Origin of the sequence: Streptomyces sp. NRRL F-6492 (genome assembly GCF_001280125.1) — a bacterium.
Classification (GTDB): Bacteria; Actinomycetota; Actinomycetes; order Streptomycetales; family Streptomycetaceae; genus Streptomyces.
Genome location: NZ_LGEG01000225.1, coordinates 36,656 through 54,646 on the forward strand (window position 1 = coordinate 36,656; position 17,991 = coordinate 54,646).

Annotated in this window: 19 protein-coding genes and 1 riboswitch; of the genes, 9 read left to right on the top strand and 10 right to left on the bottom strand. The window is 74.4% G+C overall.

The window, feature by feature from the left end; all coding sequences use genetic code 11:
• Positions 1-13: 13 nt before the first annotated feature.
• Genes ADL08_RS21220 through ADL08_RS21230 form a run of 3 tightly spaced genes read left to right on the top strand, consistent with a single transcriptional unit; the run spans position 14 to position 2,289 of the window.
• On the top strand, positions 14-421 hold the full coding sequence (locus ADL08_RS21220) for a hypothetical protein (RefSeq protein ID WP_053645329.1): 408 nt from the start codon (positions 14-16) through the stop codon (positions 419-421).
• Between the two features lie 36 nt (positions 422-457).
• Positions 458-1,426, top strand: a complete 969-nt coding sequence (locus tag ADL08_RS21225) for an ATP-binding cassette domain-containing protein (RefSeq protein WP_053645331.1) — start codon at positions 458-460, stop codon at positions 1,424-1,426.
• Positions 1,423-2,289, top strand: a complete 867-nt coding sequence (locus tag ADL08_RS21230; protein ID WP_053645334.1) for an ABC transporter permease — start codon at positions 1,423-1,425, stop codon at positions 2,287-2,289. Before ADL08_RS21225 ends, ADL08_RS21230 begins: the two co-directional genes overlap by 4 nt.
• Before the next feature lie 58 nt (positions 2,290-2,347).
• On the opposite strand, the gene ADL08_RS21235 is transcribed toward ADL08_RS21230, so the two are convergent.
• From ADL08_RS21235 to ADL08_RS21250, 4 genes are all read right to left on the bottom strand, one after another.
• A complete protein-coding gene (locus tag ADL08_RS21235; RefSeq protein ID WP_053645336.1) occupies positions 2,348-2,722 on the bottom strand; it encodes a VOC family protein in 375 nt (124 codons plus the stop codon).
• 111 nt (positions 2,723-2,833) lie between these two features.
• On the bottom strand, positions 2,834-3,259 hold the full coding sequence (locus ADL08_RS21240) for a universal stress protein (RefSeq protein ID WP_053645338.1): 426 nt from the start codon (positions 3,257-3,259) through the stop codon (positions 2,834-2,836).
• Positions 3,260-3,333: 74 nt separating this feature from the next.
• Positions 3,334-3,957: an FMN reductase gene (locus ADL08_RS21245; RefSeq protein WP_053645341.1), complete on the bottom strand. Its 624-nt coding sequence runs from the start codon at positions 3,955-3,957 to the stop codon at positions 3,334-3,336.
• Positions 3,958-3,961: 4 nt separating this feature from the next.
• Complete coding sequence (locus ADL08_RS21250) at positions 3,962-5,041, bottom strand: LLM class flavin-dependent oxidoreductase (RefSeq protein WP_053645425.1); 1,080 nt, start codon at positions 5,039-5,041, stop codon at positions 3,962-3,964.
• Positions 5,042-5,228: 187 nt separating this feature from the next.
• On the opposite strand from ADL08_RS21250, the gene ADL08_RS21255 reads away from it, so the two are divergent.
• Positions 5,229-6,467 (top strand): bifunctional cobalt-precorrin-7 (C(5))-methyltransferase/cobalt-precorrin-6B (C(15))-methyltransferase, encoded by a 1,239-nt coding sequence (locus ADL08_RS21255; protein ID WP_053645342.1) that lies wholly within the window; start codon positions 5,229-5,231, stop codon positions 6,465-6,467.
• On the top strand, positions 6,464-7,213 hold the full coding sequence (gene cobM, locus ADL08_RS21260; RefSeq protein WP_053645344.1) for a precorrin-4 C(11)-methyltransferase: 750 nt from the start codon (positions 6,464-6,466) through the stop codon (positions 7,211-7,213). Before ADL08_RS21255 ends, cobM begins: the two co-directional genes overlap by 4 nt.
• A 65-nt stretch (positions 7,214-7,278) precedes the next feature.
• Here the strand turns inward: cobM and ADL08_RS39240 are convergent, their stop codons facing one another.
• Positions 7,279-7,353: a 50S ribosomal protein bL37 gene (locus tag ADL08_RS39240; RefSeq protein WP_372460710.1), complete on the bottom strand. Its 75-nt coding sequence runs from the start codon at positions 7,351-7,353 to the stop codon at positions 7,279-7,281.
• 94 nt (positions 7,354-7,447) lie between these two features.
• Here ADL08_RS39240 and ADL08_RS21265 point away from each other — a divergent pair, with 94 nt between their 5' ends.
• Together ADL08_RS21265 and ADL08_RS21270 are read left to right on the top strand one after the other, a co-directional pair.
• Positions 7,448-7,693: a type II toxin-antitoxin system Phd/YefM family antitoxin gene (locus tag ADL08_RS21265; protein ID WP_053645427.1), complete on the top strand. Its 246-nt coding sequence runs from the start codon at positions 7,448-7,450 to the stop codon at positions 7,691-7,693.
• Between the two features lie 105 nt (positions 7,694-7,798).
• Positions 7,799-8,137, top strand: a complete 339-nt coding sequence (locus tag ADL08_RS21270; RefSeq protein ID WP_234352219.1) for a VapC toxin family PIN domain ribonuclease — start codon at positions 7,799-7,801, stop codon at positions 8,135-8,137.
• Positions 8,138-8,152: 15 nt separating this feature from the next.
• Here ADL08_RS21270 and ADL08_RS21275 read toward each other — a convergent pair whose 3' ends face one another.
• Complete coding sequence (locus ADL08_RS21275; protein ID WP_053645346.1) at positions 8,153-9,277, bottom strand: cobalt-precorrin-5B (C(1))-methyltransferase; 1,125 nt, start codon at positions 9,275-9,277, stop codon at positions 8,153-8,155.
• Positions 9,278-9,289: 12 nt separating this feature from the next.
• On the opposite strand from ADL08_RS21275, the gene ADL08_RS21280 reads away from it, so the two are divergent.
• Positions 9,290-10,018, top strand: coding sequence for a cobalt-precorrin-6A reductase (locus tag ADL08_RS21280; protein ID WP_053645348.1), 729 nt, complete (start codon positions 9,290-9,292; stop codon positions 10,016-10,018).
• Here the strand turns inward: ADL08_RS21280 and ADL08_RS21285 are convergent.
• The 4 genes from ADL08_RS21285 to ADL08_RS21300 all read right to left on the bottom strand — a co-directional run bounded on the left by ADL08_RS21285 (position 10,015) and on the right by ADL08_RS21300 (position 13,999).
• Positions 10,015-11,523: a precorrin-2 C(20)-methyltransferase gene (locus ADL08_RS21285; protein WP_053645350.1), complete on the bottom strand. Its 1,509-nt coding sequence runs from the start codon at positions 11,521-11,523 to the stop codon at positions 10,015-10,017. The genes ADL08_RS21280 and ADL08_RS21285 overlap by 4 nt on opposite strands.
• Positions 11,520-12,170, bottom strand: a complete 651-nt coding sequence (locus tag ADL08_RS21290; RefSeq protein ID WP_053645352.1) for a precorrin-8X methylmutase — start codon at positions 12,168-12,170, stop codon at positions 11,520-11,522. The genes ADL08_RS21285 and ADL08_RS21290 overlap by 4 nt, the downstream gene beginning before the upstream one ends.
• Positions 12,167-13,420, bottom strand: coding sequence for a cobalamin biosynthesis protein CobG (locus tag ADL08_RS21295; protein WP_234352220.1), 1,254 nt, complete (start codon positions 13,418-13,420; stop codon positions 12,167-12,169). Before ADL08_RS21295 ends, ADL08_RS21290 begins: the two co-directional genes overlap by 4 nt.
• Before the next feature lie 132 nt (positions 13,421-13,552).
• Entirely contained in the window at positions 13,553-13,999 is a 447-nt protein-coding gene (locus ADL08_RS21300; RefSeq protein ID WP_053645356.1) for a hypothetical protein, read from the bottom strand.
• 223 nt (positions 14,000-14,222) lie between these two features.
• A riboswitch (cobalamin riboswitch) is annotated at positions 14,223-14,302 on the top strand.
• Between the two features lie 58 nt (positions 14,303-14,360).
• Here ADL08_RS21300 and cobN point away from each other — a divergent pair.
• Positions 14,361-17,969 carry a cobaltochelatase subunit CobN gene (gene cobN / locus ADL08_RS21305; RefSeq protein ID WP_053645358.1) on the top strand — a complete coding sequence of 1,203 codons (3,609 nt, stop codon included), beginning with the start codon at positions 14,361-14,363 and terminating at the stop codon, positions 17,967-17,969.
• The last annotated feature ends 22 nt before the right edge of the window (positions 17,970-17,991 follow it).

Consider the following 17,991-nt stretch of genomic DNA (forward strand, 5'->3'; position numbering starts at 1 on the left):
AGGAGCTCCTGCCATGGCCGCACACGCAGCGGTGCCCGCCCGGCGGCGCCAGGTCAGCACCCACGGCTGGGCCGTGCCGATCACGATCGGCGTCCTGTACGGCTTCTACGCCGAGACGAACGCCCGCCACGGCGGTCCCCTCGCCCTGAGCCAGCTCTGGATCGGCCTCGTCTCCGCCGTCGTGCTCTCCGTGGCGATCCACGCCCTCCACCGTTACGGCCGGGCCCTGCCCCGCGTGCCGCGCGCCGCCGCGTGGGGCGCCCTGGTGGGCGTCTCGGTCGGCTACGCCTACAGCCTCACCGACGCCACCGTGCTCTCGTCGAGCGGGCTCGGCCTGGCGTCCGCCCTGGCCACCACGGTCGCCGCCCACTACGCCTTCTACACCCACGAGGACGCGGCGGGCCGTCCCGCGACCCGCTGACCGCAACCCGGACGCCCGGGACGACGGAGGAACCGCATGACCGACCTCGCCGTCGAGACCGAGGACCTGGTCAAGGTCTTCGGCAGCAACCGCGCCGTGGACGGCGTCGACCTGCGCGTCCCCGCCGGGACCGTCTACGGGGTCCTCGGCCCCAACGGCGCCGGCAAGACGACCGTCGTCAAGATGCTCGCCACCCTGCTCCGCCCGGACGGCGGCCGGGCCGGCGTCTTCGGCAAGGACGTCGTCAAGGACGCCGACGCCGTACGCGGGCGCGTGAGCCTCACCGGCCAGTACGCCTCCGTCGACGAGGACCTGACCGGCACGGAGAACCTGGTCCTCCTCGCCCGGCTGCTCGGCCACTCCCGGCCCGCCGCTCGCGAGCGCTCGGAGCAGCTGCTCGCCGCGTTCGGGCTCGCGGAGGCCGCCGACCGGCAGATCAAGAACTACTCGGGCGGCATGCGGCGCCGCATCGACATCGCCGCGTCCATCCTCAACACCCCCGACCTGCTCTTCCTCGACGAACCGACGACCGGCCTCGACCCGCGCAGCCGCAACCAGGTCTGGGACATCGTCCGCGCGGTGGTCGCCCAGGGCACCACCGTCCTGCTGACCACCCAGTACCTGGACGAGGCGGACCAGCTGGCCTCCCGCGTCGCCGTCATCGACCACGGCAGGGTGATCGCGGAGGGCACGAAGGGCGAGCTGAAGGCCTCGGTCGGCTCGGGCTCGGTGCACGTGCGGCTCCGGGACCCCGAGCGGCGGCGGGAGGCCGAGCGGGTCCTGCGCGGCGCGCTGCGCGCCACCGTGCAGCTCGACCCGGACCCGGTCGCGCTCACCGCCGCCGTCGACGGCCACGGGACGGACCTCGGGGCCGCCGAGCAGGCGGCGCGGGCGCTCGCGGAGCTGGCGCGGGCCGGGATCACGGTCGACAGCTTCGCGCTCGGGCAGCCCAGCCTCGACGAGGTGTTCCTGGCGCTGACGGACAAGAAGGGAACGGCGGCATGACCACCGTCACCACCGGCAAGGACACGAAGGGCACCGACACCGCCGAGTTCACCGCCCCCCGGGCGGAGGAGCTGGCGGAACTGCTCGTGGGACGGTCGCGGCCGCCCCGCCCCGGCGCGCTCTCCGCCTCGATGACGTTCGGCTGGCGGGCCATGCTGAAGATCAAGCACGTGCCGGAGCAGCTGTTCGACGTGACGGCGTTCCCGATCATGATGGTGCTGATGTACACGTACCTCTTCGGGGGCGCGCTGGCCGGCTCGGTCTCCTCGTACGTGCAGTTCCTGCTGCCGGGCATCCTGGTGATGAGCGTCGTGATGATCACGATGTACACGGGCGTCTCGGTCAACACCGACATCGAGAAGGGCGTCTTCGACCGCTTCCGCACGCTGCCGATCTGGCGTCCGGCGCCGATGGTCGGCTACCTCCTCGGCGACGTCGTGCGCTATCTGATCGCCTCGGCCGTGATGCTGACGGTCGGCGTGGTCATCGGCTACCGGCCGGCCGGCGGGCTCCCCGGCGTGCTCCTCGGGATCGCGCTGCTCATGGTGTTCTCGTTCGCCTTCTCGTGGATCTGGACCATGTTCGGCCTGCTGCTGCGCAGCGAGAAGTCCGTGATGGGCGTCTCGATGATGGTGATCTTCCCGCTGACCTTCCTGTCGAACGTCTTCGTCGACCCGAAGACCATGCCGGGCTGGCTCCAGGCCTTCGTGAACAACAACCCGGTGACCCATGTGGCGAGCGCGGTCCGCGAACTGATGGCGGGCGGCTGGCCGGGCGCCGACATCGCCTGGTCCCTGGGCTGGTCGGCGCTGTTCGTCCTGGTCTTCGGCTGGGTCACGATGCGGCTGTACAACCGCAAGTAGCGGGCGTACGGGGGGTCGGGGCGGGTCCGGCGGACCGGGGCCGGACGGGCCCCGGACGTCAGGAGGCCGTGCGCGGGACGGTCTGCTGGACCGACCAGCGGTTGCCGTCGGGGTCGGCGAAGTACACGAAGGAGCCCCAGGGCAGGTCGTCGACGTCGCTGACCTCGACGCCGCGCGCGGCGAGGTCGTCGTGGGCCTCCTGGATGTCGGCGACGACGACCTGGAGGTTGTCGAGCGAGCCCGGCTCCATTCCGGTGACGCCCCTGCCGAGGGCGATCGAGCAGGCCGAGCCGGGCGGGGTGAGCTGGACGAAGCGGACGTCCTCGCTCACGGTGACGTCGTGGTCGGCGTGGAAGCCGACCTTCTCGTAGAAGGCCTTGGCCCGGTCGACGTCGGTGACGGGGACGCCGATCAGCTCCAGCTTGATGTCCATGGCGGGCTCCTCACGCTCCTCACGGGCGGTGGGGCCGCACCGCGCGGCCCCACCGGCATCATGCGCCGGGAGGCCGCGCGCCGCCGCTCGGGGAGGTCCGGGGGCGGGGACCTACTCGCCCCGGACGACCACGACCGGGCAGGGCGCGTGCTGGGCGACCTGGGTGGAGACCGAGCCGAGGACGGCCGCCCGGAAGCCGCCGCGGCCGCGGTCGCCGACGACGAGGAGGCTCGCGCCCTTCGCCACGTCGACCAGGGCCTGCGAGGCGTTGCCGCCGACCACCGTGCGGGTGGCGGCGGCGGCCTCCTCCGGGGTGAGCGCGTCGGCCAGGGCCCGGTCCAGGATCTGCGCGGCGAGCCGCTCGGGGTCGAACTCCGCCGGGACGCCCGGCATCAGCGTCGCCCACGAGGCCGGGTACTCCCAGCCGATGACCGCCTCCAGGGTGTCCCCGGTCAGGGCGGCCTGTCCGGCCGCCCACCTCAGGGCCTTCAGGGAAGGCTCCGACCCGTCCACGCCCACCACGATCCTGCCGGCCACGGCCGACCTCCGTTCGCTGTACGACACGTCCGTGCGATCCGCCCCCAACGTAACAAATGGGGTGTCGTGGCCGGTCAGTCGAGGCGCAGGTCGGCCAGTTGGCGTGCGAACGGCACGACCTCGTCCTCGTCCGCCTCCCGGGCCGGCCGGGCCGCGACCGCGTCCGCGAACTCGTACCCGGCGCGGTTGATCCGGGCGGGCAGCCCCTCGGTGTACTCGTCGCCGCCCGAGCCCCAGTCCTCCGAGGCCGCGTAGACGGCGGTCGGGACGGTGAGGGCCCGCAGGTAGGCGAAGAGCGGCCGCAGGGCGTGGTCCAGGACGAGCGAGTGGCGGGCGGTGCCGCCGGTCGCCCCGATCAGGACCGGGACGCCGGTCAGCGCGGTCGGGTCGACCAGGTCGAAGAACGACTTGAACAGACCGCTGTACGAGGCCGTGAAGACCGGGGTCACCGCGATGACGCCGTCCGCGCCGGTCACCGCGTCGATCGCCTCCTGGAGCCTCCCGGAGGGGAAGCCGGTGACGAAGTCGTTCGCGATGTCGACGGCCAGGTCGCGCAGTTCGACCACCTCGACGTCGACGGCGTACTCCTGCTCGGCGAGCCGGTAGCGGGCCGCTTGGAGGAGCCGGTCGGCGAGGAGCCGGGTCGAGGAGGGGCTGCTGAGGCCGGCCGAGACGGCGACCAGCTTGAGGGTGCGCATGACGTCAGACCTCCTGGGACTTCACGACGGCGGGGTGGAGCGGGGCGGTGTCCGGGACGCCGGCCGGGCGCAGGTTCGCGAACTCCTTGCGCAGCACCGGGACGACCTCCTCGCCGAGGATGTCGAGCTGCTCCAGGACGGTCTTCAGGGGCAGTCCGGCGTGGTCGACCAGGAACAGTTGGCGCTGGTAGTCGCCCGCGTACTCGCGGAAGGACAGGGTGCGCTCGATGACCTCCTGCGGGGAGCCGACGGTCAGCGGGGTCTCGCGGCTGAACTCCTCCAGGGAGGGGCCGTGGCCGTAGACCGGCGCGTTGTCGAAGTACGGGCGGAACTCCCGTACCGCGTCCTGCGAGTTCCTGCGCAGGAAGACCTGGCCGCCGAGGCCGACGATCGCCTGCTCGGGGGTGCCGTGGCCGTAGTGCGCGTACCGCTGCCGGTAGAGCCGGACCATCTTCTCGGTGTGCTGCCTGGGCCAGAAGATGTGGTTCGCGAAGAAGCCGTCGCCGTAGTAGGCGGCCTGCTCGGCGATCTCCGGGGAGCGGATGGAGCCGTGCCAGACGAACGGCGGGACGCCGTCGAGCGGGCGCGGGGTGGCGGTGAAGCCCTGGAGGGCGGTGCGGAACTTCCCCTCCCAGTCCACCACGTCCTCCCTCCACAGCCGGTGGAGCAGCGCGTAGTTCTCGATGGCGAGCGGGATGCCCTGGCGGATGTCCTGGCCGAACCACGGGTAGACCGGGCCGGTGTTGCCGCGGCCCATCATCAGGTCCACGCGGCCGTCGGCGAGGTGCTGGAGGGTCGCGTAGTCCTCGGCGATCTTCACCGGGTCGTTGGTGGTGATCAGGGTCGTGGACGTGGACAGGATCAGGTTCTCCGTGCGGGCGGCGATGTGCCCGAGGAGGGTGGTGGGGGACGACGGGACGAACGGCGGGTTGTGGTGCTCCCCGGTCGCGAAGACGTCGAGTCCGACCTCCTCCGCCTTGAGCGCGATGGCGACGGTGTCCTTGATGCGCTCGTGCTCGGTGGGGGTGCGGCCGGTGGTGGGGTCGGTCGTCACGTCGCCGACGGTGAAGATCCCGAACTGCATCGTGCTCACCTCTCGCGTTCCCGGGTGCCTTTCCCGGCTAGTGGTTGAATCTTAAACCATCACGTCCAACGGTGCCACCGTCCGGGGTATTCCGGGGCCCCGCCCCCGGCGCGCGGCCCCGGACGTGAGCACCCCCACAAGCCGCCGCGAGCAGGGAGAACCCCGGGCTCCCGTAGAGTTCGGCGGCGTGAACGGTGCGGGTGCGAACGGTGCGACAGCGGTCGTCGGAATCGGCGCGGACGGCTGGGACGGGCTCCCCGAGGCCTCCCGCCGCGTCCTGCGTGCCGCCGAGGTCCTGCTCGGCGCCCCCCGCCAGCTCGACCTGCTCCCCGACGACTGCCCCGGCGAGCGGATCGCCTGGCCCTCCCCCCTCCGCCCCGCCGTCCCCGGCCTGCTCGCCGCCCACGCGGGCCGCGCGATCGCCGTCCTGGCCAGCGGGGACCCCTCCTTCTACGGCATCGGCCGCACCCTCGCGGAGACCGTCGGCGCCGGCCGGCTCCGGATCCACCCGCACCCGTCCTCCGTCTCGTACGCCTGCGCCCGGCTCGGCTGGCCCCTGGAGGAGACCGAGACCGTGTCCCTGGTGGCCCGGCCGCTCGCCGCCCTCGCCGCCGCCCTGCACCCCGGGCGCCGGGTCCTCGTCCTCGGCGAGGGCCCCGAGACCCCCGCCCGGGTGGCGTCCCTGTTGCGGGACACCGGCTGGGGCGGCACCCGGATCCGGGTCCTGGAACAGCTCGGCGGCCCCCGCGAGCGGATCCTCGACGCGACCGCCGCCGCCTGGCCGCACGAGCGGACCGACGCCCTCCACGTCCTCGCGCTCGACTGCGCGCGCGACCCGGACGCCCTGCGGCTCGGCGCCGTGCCGGGCCTGCCGGACGAGGCGTACGAGCACGACGGGCAGCTCACCAAGCGCTACGTGCGCGCCGCCACCCTCGCCGCCCTCGCCCCCGCCCCCGGCGAACTCCTCTGGGACGTCGGCGGCGGCTCCGGCTCCATCGGCGTCGAGTGGATGCGGACCCACCGCTCCTGCCGCGCCGTCGCGATCGAGAAGAGCCCCGAGCGGGCCGCCCGCATCGCCCGAAACGCCGACGCCCTCGGCGTCCCCGCCCTGGAGGTCGTCACCGCCCCGGCGCCGGAGGGACTGGCCGGCCTGCCCACCCCGGACGCGATCTTCGTCGGCGGCGGCCTGACCGCCCCCGGCCTGCTCGCGGCCTGCTGGGACGCGCTGCCCGCCGGCGGCCGGCTCGTCGCCAACACCGTCACGCTCGAATCCGAGGCGCTGCTCGCCGGGGCCCACCGCCGCCACGGCGGGGAGCTCGTCCGGCTCGCGGTCGCCACCGCCGTCCCCGTGGGCGGCTTCACCGGCTGGCGGCAGGCGATGCCGGTCACGCAGTGGTCCGTAACGAAAGGTTCTGAAGAGGGATGACCGTCTACTTCATCGGCGCGGGCCCCGGCGCGGCCGACCTGATCACCGTGCGCGGCGCGCGGACCCTGGCGGCGTGCGGGGTCTGCCTCTACGCCGGCTCCCTCGTCCCCGTCGAGCTGCTCGCCGAGTGCCCGCCGGACGCGCGGCTCGTCGACACGGCCCGGATGGACCTGGACGGGATCGTCGCGGAGATCGCCGCCGCCCACGAGGCGGGGCGGGACGTGGCCCGGCTGCACTCCGGCGACCCGTCCGTCTTCAGCGCGGTCGCCGAGCAGATGCGGCGCCTGGACGCGCTCGGCATCCCGTACGAGGTCGTCCCCGGCGTCCCGGCCTTCGCGGCGGCCGCCGCCGCGCTGAAGCGGGAGCTGACCGTCCCCACGGTCGGCCAGACCGTCATCCTCACCCGGATCGCGCAGCAGGCCACGCCGATGCCCGAGGGCGAGGACCTGGCGACCCTGGGCCGCAGCGGCGCCCTGCTCGTCCTCCACCTCGCCGCCCGCTACGTCGACCGGGTCGTCGCCGAGCTCGTCCCCCACTACGGCGCGGACTGCCCGGCCGCCGTCGTCGCGATGGCCAGCCGCCCCGACGAGGTCGTCCTGCGCGGCACCCTCGACGACATCGCGGCGCAGACGAAGGACGCCGGGATCACGAAGACGGCCGTCATCATCGTCGGCCGCACCCTGGCGGCCTCCGAGTTCCGCGACAGCCACCTGTACGACCCGGCCCGCGACCGCCACGCCTGCTGAGGACCGCGCACGCGCGGAGGGGCCCCGGGGAGATCCCCGGGGCCCCTCCGTCACCACGACCCGGCTCAGGTGTTCGGCCGCTTGCCGTGGTTCGCGCCCTTCTTCTTCCGGGCCCGCCGCTTGTTGCCACGCTTCGACATGAGACTCCCTCTCGGTTTCTCGGTCGGGTGTTCGCCGCCAAGCCTAGGGGCGGAGGGCCGACGGCGCACGTCGACAGGTGGCAACACGTACTACATGGAGACCACGGCTCGGGAGTTCGACCAGAGGTCGTCGCGGATCCTTGCCGCGGCCGCAGCGGGTGAGACCGTCACCGTCACCAAGAACGGCGTCGCCGTCGCGCGCGTGGTGCCGATAGGGGCCGAAGTGCCCCCGTACCCCACCGACCCCATGGGCAAGATCGACCTTCCGGACCTCGGCCTCGAAGACCTCGACGACGACGAGATCGAGGACGTGCTCAAGGGGACGGGGTCGGCCGGGTGATCGCCGTCGCCGACACCAACGCCCTGTACCGCCTGCTCGATCCACGGATCACGGATCACGGGACACGGGGCCCACAAGAAGGCACTGGCCACGATCAGTCACCTGGTGATCTCCCCGATGGTCCCCGCCGAACCGGACTGCCTGATCTCCGAGCGCGGCGGAGCCCACAAGGCCCTGGCGGCGGCCCGGTTCATCGAGCGCCACACGGCCACCCGCCGGTTCGAGGTGCCGCCGGTGGCCGCGCACCTGTCCACCGCGATCGCCGTCGCCGAGGGCCACGCGGACGCGGACGGCGGCGAGGGAGTCGGGATGACCGTCGCCATGAACGTCGCCCTGGCGGCCGCGTACGGCACCGAGGTCCTGTTCACCACGGACCGCCGCTTCCGCATGACCGGACCGCTGACGGGACACGAAGCCTTCCGGCTGCTGCCCGACGACCTGTAGCCGGAGGCATCCGTCCTACGCCCCCGGCCCCCGCACCGACGACCGCCCCACCACCGTCCCCGCCCGGTCGACGCAGACCACGTCCACCGCGACCGGGGCGCCGCGCAGGACCGCCAGGGACTCGTCGCGGGCGCGGGCGGCGACCAGGTCGCCGAGGGGGACGGCGGCGGCCTCGCAGAGGCGGAGGGCGGCCAGGCCGGTGTTCGCGGCGGCGATCTCCGCCGCCAGGGACGCGGACGCGCCGCCCGCGCGGGCCAGGTCCGCCAGGAAGCCCTTGTCGACCTGGGAGCGGGCCGAGTGCAGGTCCAGGTGCCCTGCCGCCAGCTTGGAGAGCTTCGCGAAGCCGCCGCAGACCGTCAGCCGGTCCACCGGGTGGCGCCGGACGTACTTGAGGACCGCGCCCGCGAAGTCGCCCATGTCGAGGAGGGCGATCTCCGGCAGGTCGTACAGGCCCGTCACCGTCCGCTCCGAGGTCGAGCCGGTGCAGCCGGCGACGTGCGTGAGACCGGCCGCGCGGGCCACGTCCACGCCCCGGCGGATCGAGTCGATCCAGGCCGAGCAGGAGTACGGCACGACGACGCCGGTCGTGCCGAGGATCGACAGGCCGCCGAGGATGCCGATCCGGGGGTTCCAGGTGGAGCGGGCGATCTCGGCGCCGTTGTCGACGGAGATCGTGATCTCGACGTCCCCCGAGCCGCCGTGCGCGGCGGCGACCCGCGCCACGTGCTCGCGCATCAGCTGCCGGGGCACCGGGTTGATCGCCGGCTCGCCCACGTCGAGGGGCAGTCCGGGCAGGGTGACCGTGCCGACGCCCCCGCCCGCCCGGAAGACCACCCCGGAGCCCGGCGGCAGGAGCCGTACCGTCGAGCGGATCACGGCCCCGTGCGTGACGTCCGGGTCGTCGCCCGCGTCCTTCACCACCGCCGCCATCGCCGTGTCCCCGGCGTGCTTCTCGGCCGTGAGCGCGAACGACGGCGTCTGCCCCTTCGGCAGTGTGATCGTCACCGGGTCCGGGAAGTCGCCGGTCAGCAGGGCCGTGTACGCGGCCGTCGTCGCCGCCGTCGCACAGGCACCGGTCGTCCAGCCCGGACGCAGACCGGTGTGCTTGAGTTGGGCCTCGCGCCCGCCGCCTGAACTCACGAAGGGGCTCCTGTGCACGTACTCATTCTCGGCGGGACCACCGAGGCCCGCGCCTTGGCGGGGCTGCTCCACCCCCGCGTCCGGGTCACCAGCTCGCTCGCGGGACGGGTCGCCCGGCCCCGGCTGCCCGAGGGCGAGGTCCGGATCGGCGGCTTCGGCGGCGCCGAGGGGCTCGCGGCCTGGATCGGGGAGCACGCGGTGGACGCGGTCATCGACGCCACGCATCCCTTCGCCGAGCGGATCAGTTTCCACGCGGCCCGGGCGGCCGCCACCGCCCATGTTCCCCTGCTCGCGCTGCGCCGGCCCGGCTGGGTGCCGGAGGAGGGCGACGACTGGCGCGACGTGGGCTCCCTGGCGGAGGCGGCCGCCGCCCTCGACGGCCTCGGGGACCGCGTGTTCCTCACCACCGGCCGCATGGGCCTGGCCGCCTTCGCCGACCGCCCGGAGTGGTTCCTGGTCCGCTCGGTCGACGCCCCGGAGGCCCCGGTCCCGGCCCGCGCCGAGATCCTCCTCGACCGGGGCCCCTTCACCCTCGAAGGCGAACGCGACCTGCTGCGCCGCCACCGGATCGACGTCCTGGTCACCAAGGACAGCGGCGGCGCGGCCACCGCCCCGAAGCTGACCGCCGCCCGCGAGGCCGGCATCCCGGTCGTGGTGGTCCGCCGCCCGCCGGTCCCGGAGGGCGTACCGGTGGCGACGACCCCGGAGGAGGCCGCCGCCCGGGTGCGGGACAGGGCCTAGCCGTACCGGCGCGGCGTCCACGTGATCGTGCGGCCGTCCGCGCGCTCGACCGCCCGGGTCTGCGAGGAGCCGATCAGGAGGAGGGTGCGCATGTCGACCTCGGAGGGGTCCAGGGCCTTCAGGGTCAGGACCCGGACCGACTGCTCGGGGCCGCCCACGTCGCGGGCGACGACCACCGGGGTGTCGGGGGAGCGGACCTCCAGGAGGAGGTCGCGGGCGGCCGCCACCTGGTGGGTGCGGGACTTCGAGCCCGGGTTGTACAGGGCGATGACCAGGTCCGCGCCGGCCGCCGCGCGCAGCCGGTCCGCGATCACGTCCCAGGGCTTGAGCCGGTCGGAGAGCGAGATCGTCGCGTAGTCGTGGCCGAGCGGGGCGCCCGCCGCCGCCGCGGCCGCGTTGGCGGCGGTCACGCCCGGGAGGACCCGTACGGGAACGTCCGCGTACTCCGGTTCCGACGCCACCTCCAGGACCGCCGTCGCCATGGCGAAGACGCCCGGGTCGCCGCCCGAGACGACCGCGACCCGGTGCCCGCGCCGGGCCAGGTCGAGGGCGAACTCGGCGCGCTCCGACTCCACCTTGTTGTCGGAGCCGTGCCGCCGCTGACCGGGGCGCAGGACCGGCACCCGGTCCAGATAGGTGGTGTAGCCGACCAGGACGTCCGCGTTCAGCAGGGCCCCGCGCGACTCCGGCGTCAGCCAGGGCGCGCCCGCCGGGCCGGTGCCGACCACGACGACCTCGCCGCGCTCCCGCACCGGCGGCTCCTCGTCGACGCGGGAGGGCAGGACGGCGACCGAGAAGTACGGGACCGACTCGGGGTCCACGTCCGCCAGGCGCTCCGTCCGCTCGCCCGCCATGAACGCCCGCTCCACGTACCGCGCGTCCTCCAGGCGGCCCGCCCGCTCCAGGGCCCGCCGCACGGCGGGGAAGGTGCGGCCGAGCTTCATCACGACCGCCGAGTCCGTGCCCGCGAGCCGGGCCGTCAGCTCGTCCTCCGGCAGCGTGCCCGGGACGATCGTGAGGACCTCCTCGGCCTCGCACAGCGGCTCCCCGAGCCGGGCGGCGGCGGCGCTCACCGAGGTGACGCCGGGGATGACGGTGGTGTCGTAGCGGTGCGCGAGCCGCTTGTGCATGTGCTGGTACGAGCCGTAGAAGAGCGGGTCGCCCTCGGCGAGGACCGCGACCGTGCGGCCCGCGTCCAGGTGGGCGGCGAGCCGGGCCGCCGCCTCCTCGTAGAAGTCGTTCAGGGCGCCCCGGTAGCCGCCGGGGTGGTCCGTGGTCTCCACCGTGAGCGGGTACATGAGCCGCTCCTCGACGTGGTCCTCGCGCAGGTGCGGGGCCGCGATCGAGCGGGCGATGGAGCGCCCGTGGCGGGCCGAGTGGTAGGCGATCACGTCGGCGGACGCGATCGCCTTCACGGCGGCGAGGGTGAGGAGGTCGGGGTCGCCGGGCCCGAGCCCCACGCCGTACAGCTTGCCGACGGTGTTTCCGGCCGGGTTCCCGGTCACTGCTGGATCTCCGCTTCGTGCGCGAGGGCGTTGAGGGCGGCGGCCGTCATGGCGCTGCCGCCGCGCCGGCCCCGGACGACGAGGTGTTCGAGGCCGAGGGTGTTGGCGGCGAGGGCGTCCTTGGACTCGGCGGCGCCGATGAAGCCGACCGGTATGCCGAGGACGGCGGCGGGCCGCCCCGCGCCCTTCGCGACCATCTCCAGGAGGTGGAAGAGGGCGGTGGGCGCGTTGCCGATGGCGACGACGGAGCCTTCGAGGCGGTCGCGCCACAGCTCCAGGGCGGCGGCGGAGCGGGTGGTGCCCAGCTCGGCGGCCAGGGCCGGGACGGCCGGGTCGGAGAGCGTGCAGAGCACCTCGTTGTCGGCGGGCAGCCGCTTGCGGGTGACGCCGCTGGAGACCATCCGCGCGTCGCAGAGGATCGGCGCGCCGGCCCGGAGCGCGGCGCGGGCGCTCGCGACGACGCCCGGCGAGTACGCGATGTCCTGCACGAGGTCCGTCATGCCGCAGGCGTGGATCATCCGGACCGCCACCTGGGCGACGTCGGCGGGCAGGCCCGTGAGGTCCGCCTCGGCGCGGATCGTGGCAAAGGAGCGGCGGTAGATCTCCGTGCCGTCCTTCTCGTAGTCGAACATCCTGTTCTCGCTCATCTCGTTGTGCGGGGCGCGGTACGGGCCGTGGTGACCGCGGGGGCCAGATCGGTACGGGGGGCGGGAGCGCCGTCGACCAGGTAGCCGCCGCCGGGGGCGGCGAGGACGTCGACCCAGTCGCCGTGCGGGTGGCCGCAGCGGCGCTCGCACCCGGAGTAGTGGACGGGCAGGCCGGGGCGGCCGGGGACCGCGTCCGCCCGGACGTCCGCGAGGGACTTGGCGCAGCCGGGCCGCCCGGTGCAGGCGCTGACGCCGGCCCAGGGGGAGTCGGGCCGGGTGATCAGTCCGGCCGCGTCGAGCGCGGGCGTCCGGTCGGGCCCGGCGCCGACGACGACGGCTCCGCGCCAGGGCGTGAGCCGCACCTCGTCGGCGGGCAGCAGGGCCCGCAGCTGGGCGGCGGTGAGCCGGCCGAGGGGGGCGAGGACGTGCAGGGCGGCGGGTCCGAGGGGGCCGGGGGCGGGGGGCGGCCCCTGCGGCAGGACCGGTTCCGGCACCTCTTCCGCCACGAGCGCCTCTTGCACGTCTTGCACGCCTCGCACGTCTTGCACGCCTCGCACGTCTCGTACGTCGGCCCCGTGGCCCTCCGGCAGCTCCCGTACGCGCCAGGCGCCGGTGCCGGCCGCGCGGGCGGCGGTGAGGAAGGCGCGGGCGGCGGTGAGGGCGGCGCGGGGGGCGTCGGCGGCGGCGACGCGCACGGCCCGGCCGCCCAGGTGCAGGTGCGCGGTGCGGGGGTCCACTGCGACCAAGGTCACATCCCCGCCGAGGCCGGTGACGTCGCCGCGGCCGTCGTCCAGGACGAAGAGGAAACGGCCCGAGAGCCCGGCGGCCCAGGGCGTGGCGCAGAGCCGTTCGTCCAGCTCGCGGGCCCACAACTGCACGTCGGCGGAGCCGAGTCCGTCGAGCCCCGAGGCCGGGGAGGCCACGATGTTGCGGACGCGCTCGTGGGTGGGGGAGGGCAGCAGGCCCGCCTCCACGAGGAGCGGCGCGAGCTCCGCGCCGCAGCCGTCCGCGAGGCCGCGCAGCTCGGCGTTCCCGCGCGAGGTGACGCTGATCCGCCCGTCCCCGAGGGACTCGGCGGCGTCCGCCAGGACCTCCACCTGACGCGCCGTCAACCGCCCTGCGGGCAGCCGCAGTCGGGCCAGGTGCCCGTCGTCGGCGGAGTGCAGCCGCAGCGCCCCGGGACAGGCGTCGCCGCGCTCCCGCACACGGGGTGCGCCGGGACCGGGCGTCGGGGTCGGGGTGGGCGGCATGGCGGCGAGCATACCCACGGGAAAACCGGCGGTCGGCGGGGTGTGACCGGCCTGACTCGGGGACGCCGGGGCGCGTACGCGGGACCCGGCCGCCGGGGCCGCGGCGGGCGTGCGCCGGTTTCCGGCCCGTGCCTAGGCCGTTCTGTTCAAGGTCGCGAGCAACGCGCTCACCGCCAGGGCGGGGACGAGCAAGGTGGTGCAGATCCAGACGGAGGAGAGGCGGTCCGTGGTGATCTTCTCGCCGGTCAGCAGTTGGGCGAAGTACCGCCGGTACATCCGGCGCCGGAACGGGAGCAGGGCGACCGCCATGGACACGGCCGCGACGCCGTACAGGAACAGGTAGAGCCCGTCCTGCTGCTCCGACAGCAGATCCAGCAGGACGGCCACGGCGAAGAAGGCGGGGATCCCCGCGAAGACGACCCGTACGGCGGCCTTCCTCAAGCTTTCCGCCTCGTCCCGCAGCTCCTCCGGCGCCTCCTCGACCGCGACGGCGGAGAACCTCTCCATCGTCATCATGAGCACCACGGTCGCCATGGCCCCGATCAGCCACCAGGTGTGCTCCGGTACCGAGAACAGCACCGCCCACCTCCTTCTCCTCCACCGGCCCGCGCCGGGCGACACCAGCATCGGCGGCGGCCGGACACCGCGCACTGCCGGTGCCCGGCAGTCTTCGGCTCCCGTTCCTGCCCGGCCCCGGATCCGGCTTCCGCTCCGGTGTGATCCGCCCGACCCTCCCGCTCCCTCCAGCCCCCGGAGCACACGATCTAGGATGCGAGTCGGCATGGGGTCCCAGGACCCCGGGGAGGAAGCCCGGTGAGATTCCGGCGCGGTCCCGCCACTGTGAGCCGGCCCGGCACCCCCGGGGCGGTGAGTCAGGAACTCCCGCCGTCCACACGACCACCCGGGGCGCGGACAACCCCGAGGAAGGCCTGCGCTCGCCATGCTCCTGCTGCTGTCGCACTCCGACACCGACCTGCTCAGCGCCCGCGCGGCCGGCGGCCCGGTCGCGTACCGGTTCGCCAACCCGTCCCGGCTCCCCCTGGCCGATCTCGACGGCCTCCTCGACGGCGCCGACCTCGTCGTCGTCCGGCTCCTCGGCGGGCTCCGTTCCTGGCAGGACGGGCTCAACGCGATCCGCGCCGCCGGAAAGCCGGTGGTCGTGCTCAGCGGCGAGCAGGCGCCCGACGCGCAGCTGATGGAGGCCTCCACCGTGCCCGTCGGCGTCGCCACCGAGGCGCACGCCTACCTGGCGCACGGCGGCCCCGCCAACCTGGAGCAGCTGGCCCGCTTCCTCTCCGACACCGTCCTGCTCACCGGCCACGGCTTCGAGGCCCCGGCCGCCGCCCCCACCTGGGGCCCGCTGGAGCGCACCCCGAAGGCCACCGAGGGCCCGACGATCGCCGTGCTCTACTACCGCGCCCACCACATGAGCGGCAACACCGCCTTCGTCGGCGCCCTGTGCGACGCGGTCGAGGACGCCGGAGCACGCGCCCTCCCGCTGTACGTGGCGTCCCTGCGCGCCCCCGAGCCGGAGCTGCTCGACACCCTCCGCACCGCCGACGCGATCGTCACCACCGTGCTCGCGGCGGGCGGCACCAAGCCGGCCGAGGCGCAGGCCGGCGGCGACGAGGAGGCCTGGGACGCGGGGGCGCTCGCCTCGCTCGACGTGCCGATCCTCCAGGCCCTGTGCCTGACCGGCTCCCGCGCCGCCTGGGAGGAGAACGACGAGGGCCTCTCCCCGCTGGACGCCGCCAGCCAGGTCGCCGTCCCCGAGTTCGACGGGCGCCTGATCACCGTCCCGTTCTCCTTCAAGGAGATCGACGAGGACGGCCTGCCCGCGTACGTCGCGGACGCCGAGCGCGCGGCCCGCGTCGCCGGGATCGCCGTGCGGCACGCCCGCCTGCGGCACATCCCGAACGCCGAGAAGAGGCTGGCGCTCGTCCTCTCCGCGTACCCCACCAAGCACTCCCGCATCGGCAACGCCGTCGGGCTCGACACCCCCGCCTCCGCCGTCTCGCTGCTGCGCCGGCTGATCGAGGAGGGCTACGACTTCGGGCCCGCCGAGGACCTCCCCGGTCTGGTCTCGGGCGACGGCGACGAGCTGATCTACGCCCTCATCGAGGCCGGCGGCCACGACCAGGACTGGCTGACCGAGGAGCAGCTGGCCAGGAACCCGGTCCGCATCCCGGCCGCCGACTACAAGCGCTGGTACGCGACCCTGCCCGAGGAGCTGCGCACCCACGTCGAGGAGCACTGGGGCCCGGCGCCCGGCGAGATGTTCCTCGACCGGTCGCGGAACCCGGAGGGCGACATCGTGCTCGCCGCCCTGCGGCGCGGGAACCTCCTGGTCCTCATCCAGCCGCCGCGCGGCTTCGGCGAGAACCCGATCGCGATCTACCACGACCCCGACCTCCCGCCGTCCCACCACTACCTGGCGGCCTACCGCTGGATCGCGGCCCGCGCCGAGGACGGCGGCTTCGGCGCCGACGCCATGGTGCACCTGGGCAAGCACGGCAACCTGGAGTGGCTGCCCGGCAAGAACGCCGGCCTGTCCGCCGCCTGCGGCCCGGACGCGGCCCTCGGCGACATCCCGCTGGTCTACCCGTTCCTGGTCAACGACCCGGGCGAGGGCACCCAGGCCAAGCGGCGCGTGCACGCCACCCTGGTCGACCACCTGGTGCCGCCGATGGCCCGCGCCGACTCGTACGGCGACATCGCGCGCCTGGAGCAGCTGCTCGACGAGTACGCGCAGATCTCCTCCATGGACCCGGCGAAGCTGCCCGCGATCCGCGCCCAGATCTGGACCCTGATCCAGGCCGCCAAGCTCGACCACGACCTCGGTCTGGAGGAGCGCCCGGAGGACGACGGCTTCGACGACTTCCTGCTGCACGTCGACGGCTGGCTGTGCGAGGTCAAGGACGCCCAGATCCGCGACGGCCTGCACGTCCTCGGCGGCGCCCCGGCCGGCGAGGCCCGGGTCAACCTGGTCCTCTCCATCCTGCGCGCCCGCCAGATCTGGGGCGGCACGCAGGCGCTCCCCGGTCTGCGCGAGGCCCTGGGCCTGGACGAGTCGGCCGCGACCCGCACCACCGCCGACGAGGCGGAGGCGAAGGCGCGCGAGCTGGTCGAGGCGATGGAGGCGGCGGACTGGGCGGTGGACGCGGTCGAGTCGGTCGCGGCCGGCCACGGCCCCGACGTGCGGGCCGTGCTGCGGTTCGCCGCCGAGCAGGTCGTGCCGCGTCTGGCCGCCACCACCGACGAGCTGGCGCACGCCGTGCACGCGCTCGACGGCGGCTTCGTCCCGGCCGGTCCGTCCGGCTCCCCGCTGCGCGGTCTGGTCAACGTCCTGCCGACCGGCCGCAACTTCTACTCCGTCGACCCCAAGGCCGTCCCCTCCCGGCTCGCCTGGGAGACCGGCCAGGCGCTCGCGGACTCGCTCCTGGAGCGCTACCGCACCGACAACGGCGACTGGCCGACCTCGGTGGGCCTCTCGCTGTGGGGCACGAGCGCGATGCGCACCGCGGGCGACGACGTGGCCGAGGCGCTCGCCCTGCTCGGCGTCCGCCCGCTGTGGGACGAGGCCTCGCGCCGCGTGAACGGCCTGGAGCCGATCCCGCTCGCCGAGCTGGGCCGCCCGCGCGTCGACGTCACGCTGCGCATCTCGGGCTTCTTCCGCGACGCGTTCCCGCACGTCATCGGCCTCCTGGACGACGCCGTACGGCTGGTCGCCGGCCTGGACGAGCCCGCCGGGGACAACTACGTACGGGCGCACGCGCAGGCCGACCTCGCCGAGCACGGCGACGAGCGGCGCGCCACCACCCGCATCTTCGGCTCCCGGCCGGGGACGTACGGCGCGGGCATCCTCCAGCTCATCGACTCCCGCGACTGGCGCACGGACGCCGACCTCGCCGAGGTGTACACGGTGTGGGGCGGCTACGCGTACGGGCGCGGGCTCGAAGGGCGCCCGGCGCGGGCCGAGATGGAGACCGCGTACAAGCGGATCGCGGTGGCCGCGAAGAACACGGACACCCGCGAGCACGACATCGCGGACTCCGACGACTACTTCCAGTACCACGGCGGCATGGTCGCGACCGTCCGCGCGCTCAAGGGCACGGCCCCCGAGGCGTACATCGGCGACTCGACCCGCCCGGAGACCGTCCGCACCCGCACCCTGGTCGAGGAGACCTCCCGGGTCTTCCGCGCCCGCGTGGTCAACCCGCGCTGGATCGAGGCGATGCGCCGCCACGGCTACAAGGGCGCGTTCGAGCTGGCGGCGACCGTCGACTACCTCTTCGGGTACGACGCCACGACCGGCGTGGTCGCGGACTGGATGTACGACAAGCTGACGCAGGAGTACGTCCTCGACCCGGAGAACCAGGCCTTCCTGAAGGAGGCCAACCCCTGGGCCCTGCACGGCATCGCGGAACGCCTCCTGGAGGCCGAGTCACGCGGCATGTGGGAGAAGCCGGACCCGGAGACGCTGGCCGCGCTGCGGCAGGTGTTCCTGGAGACGGAGGGCGACCTCGAAGAGGACGGCTCCGAGGACTGACGCCCCCGGCGGTGACTTCACG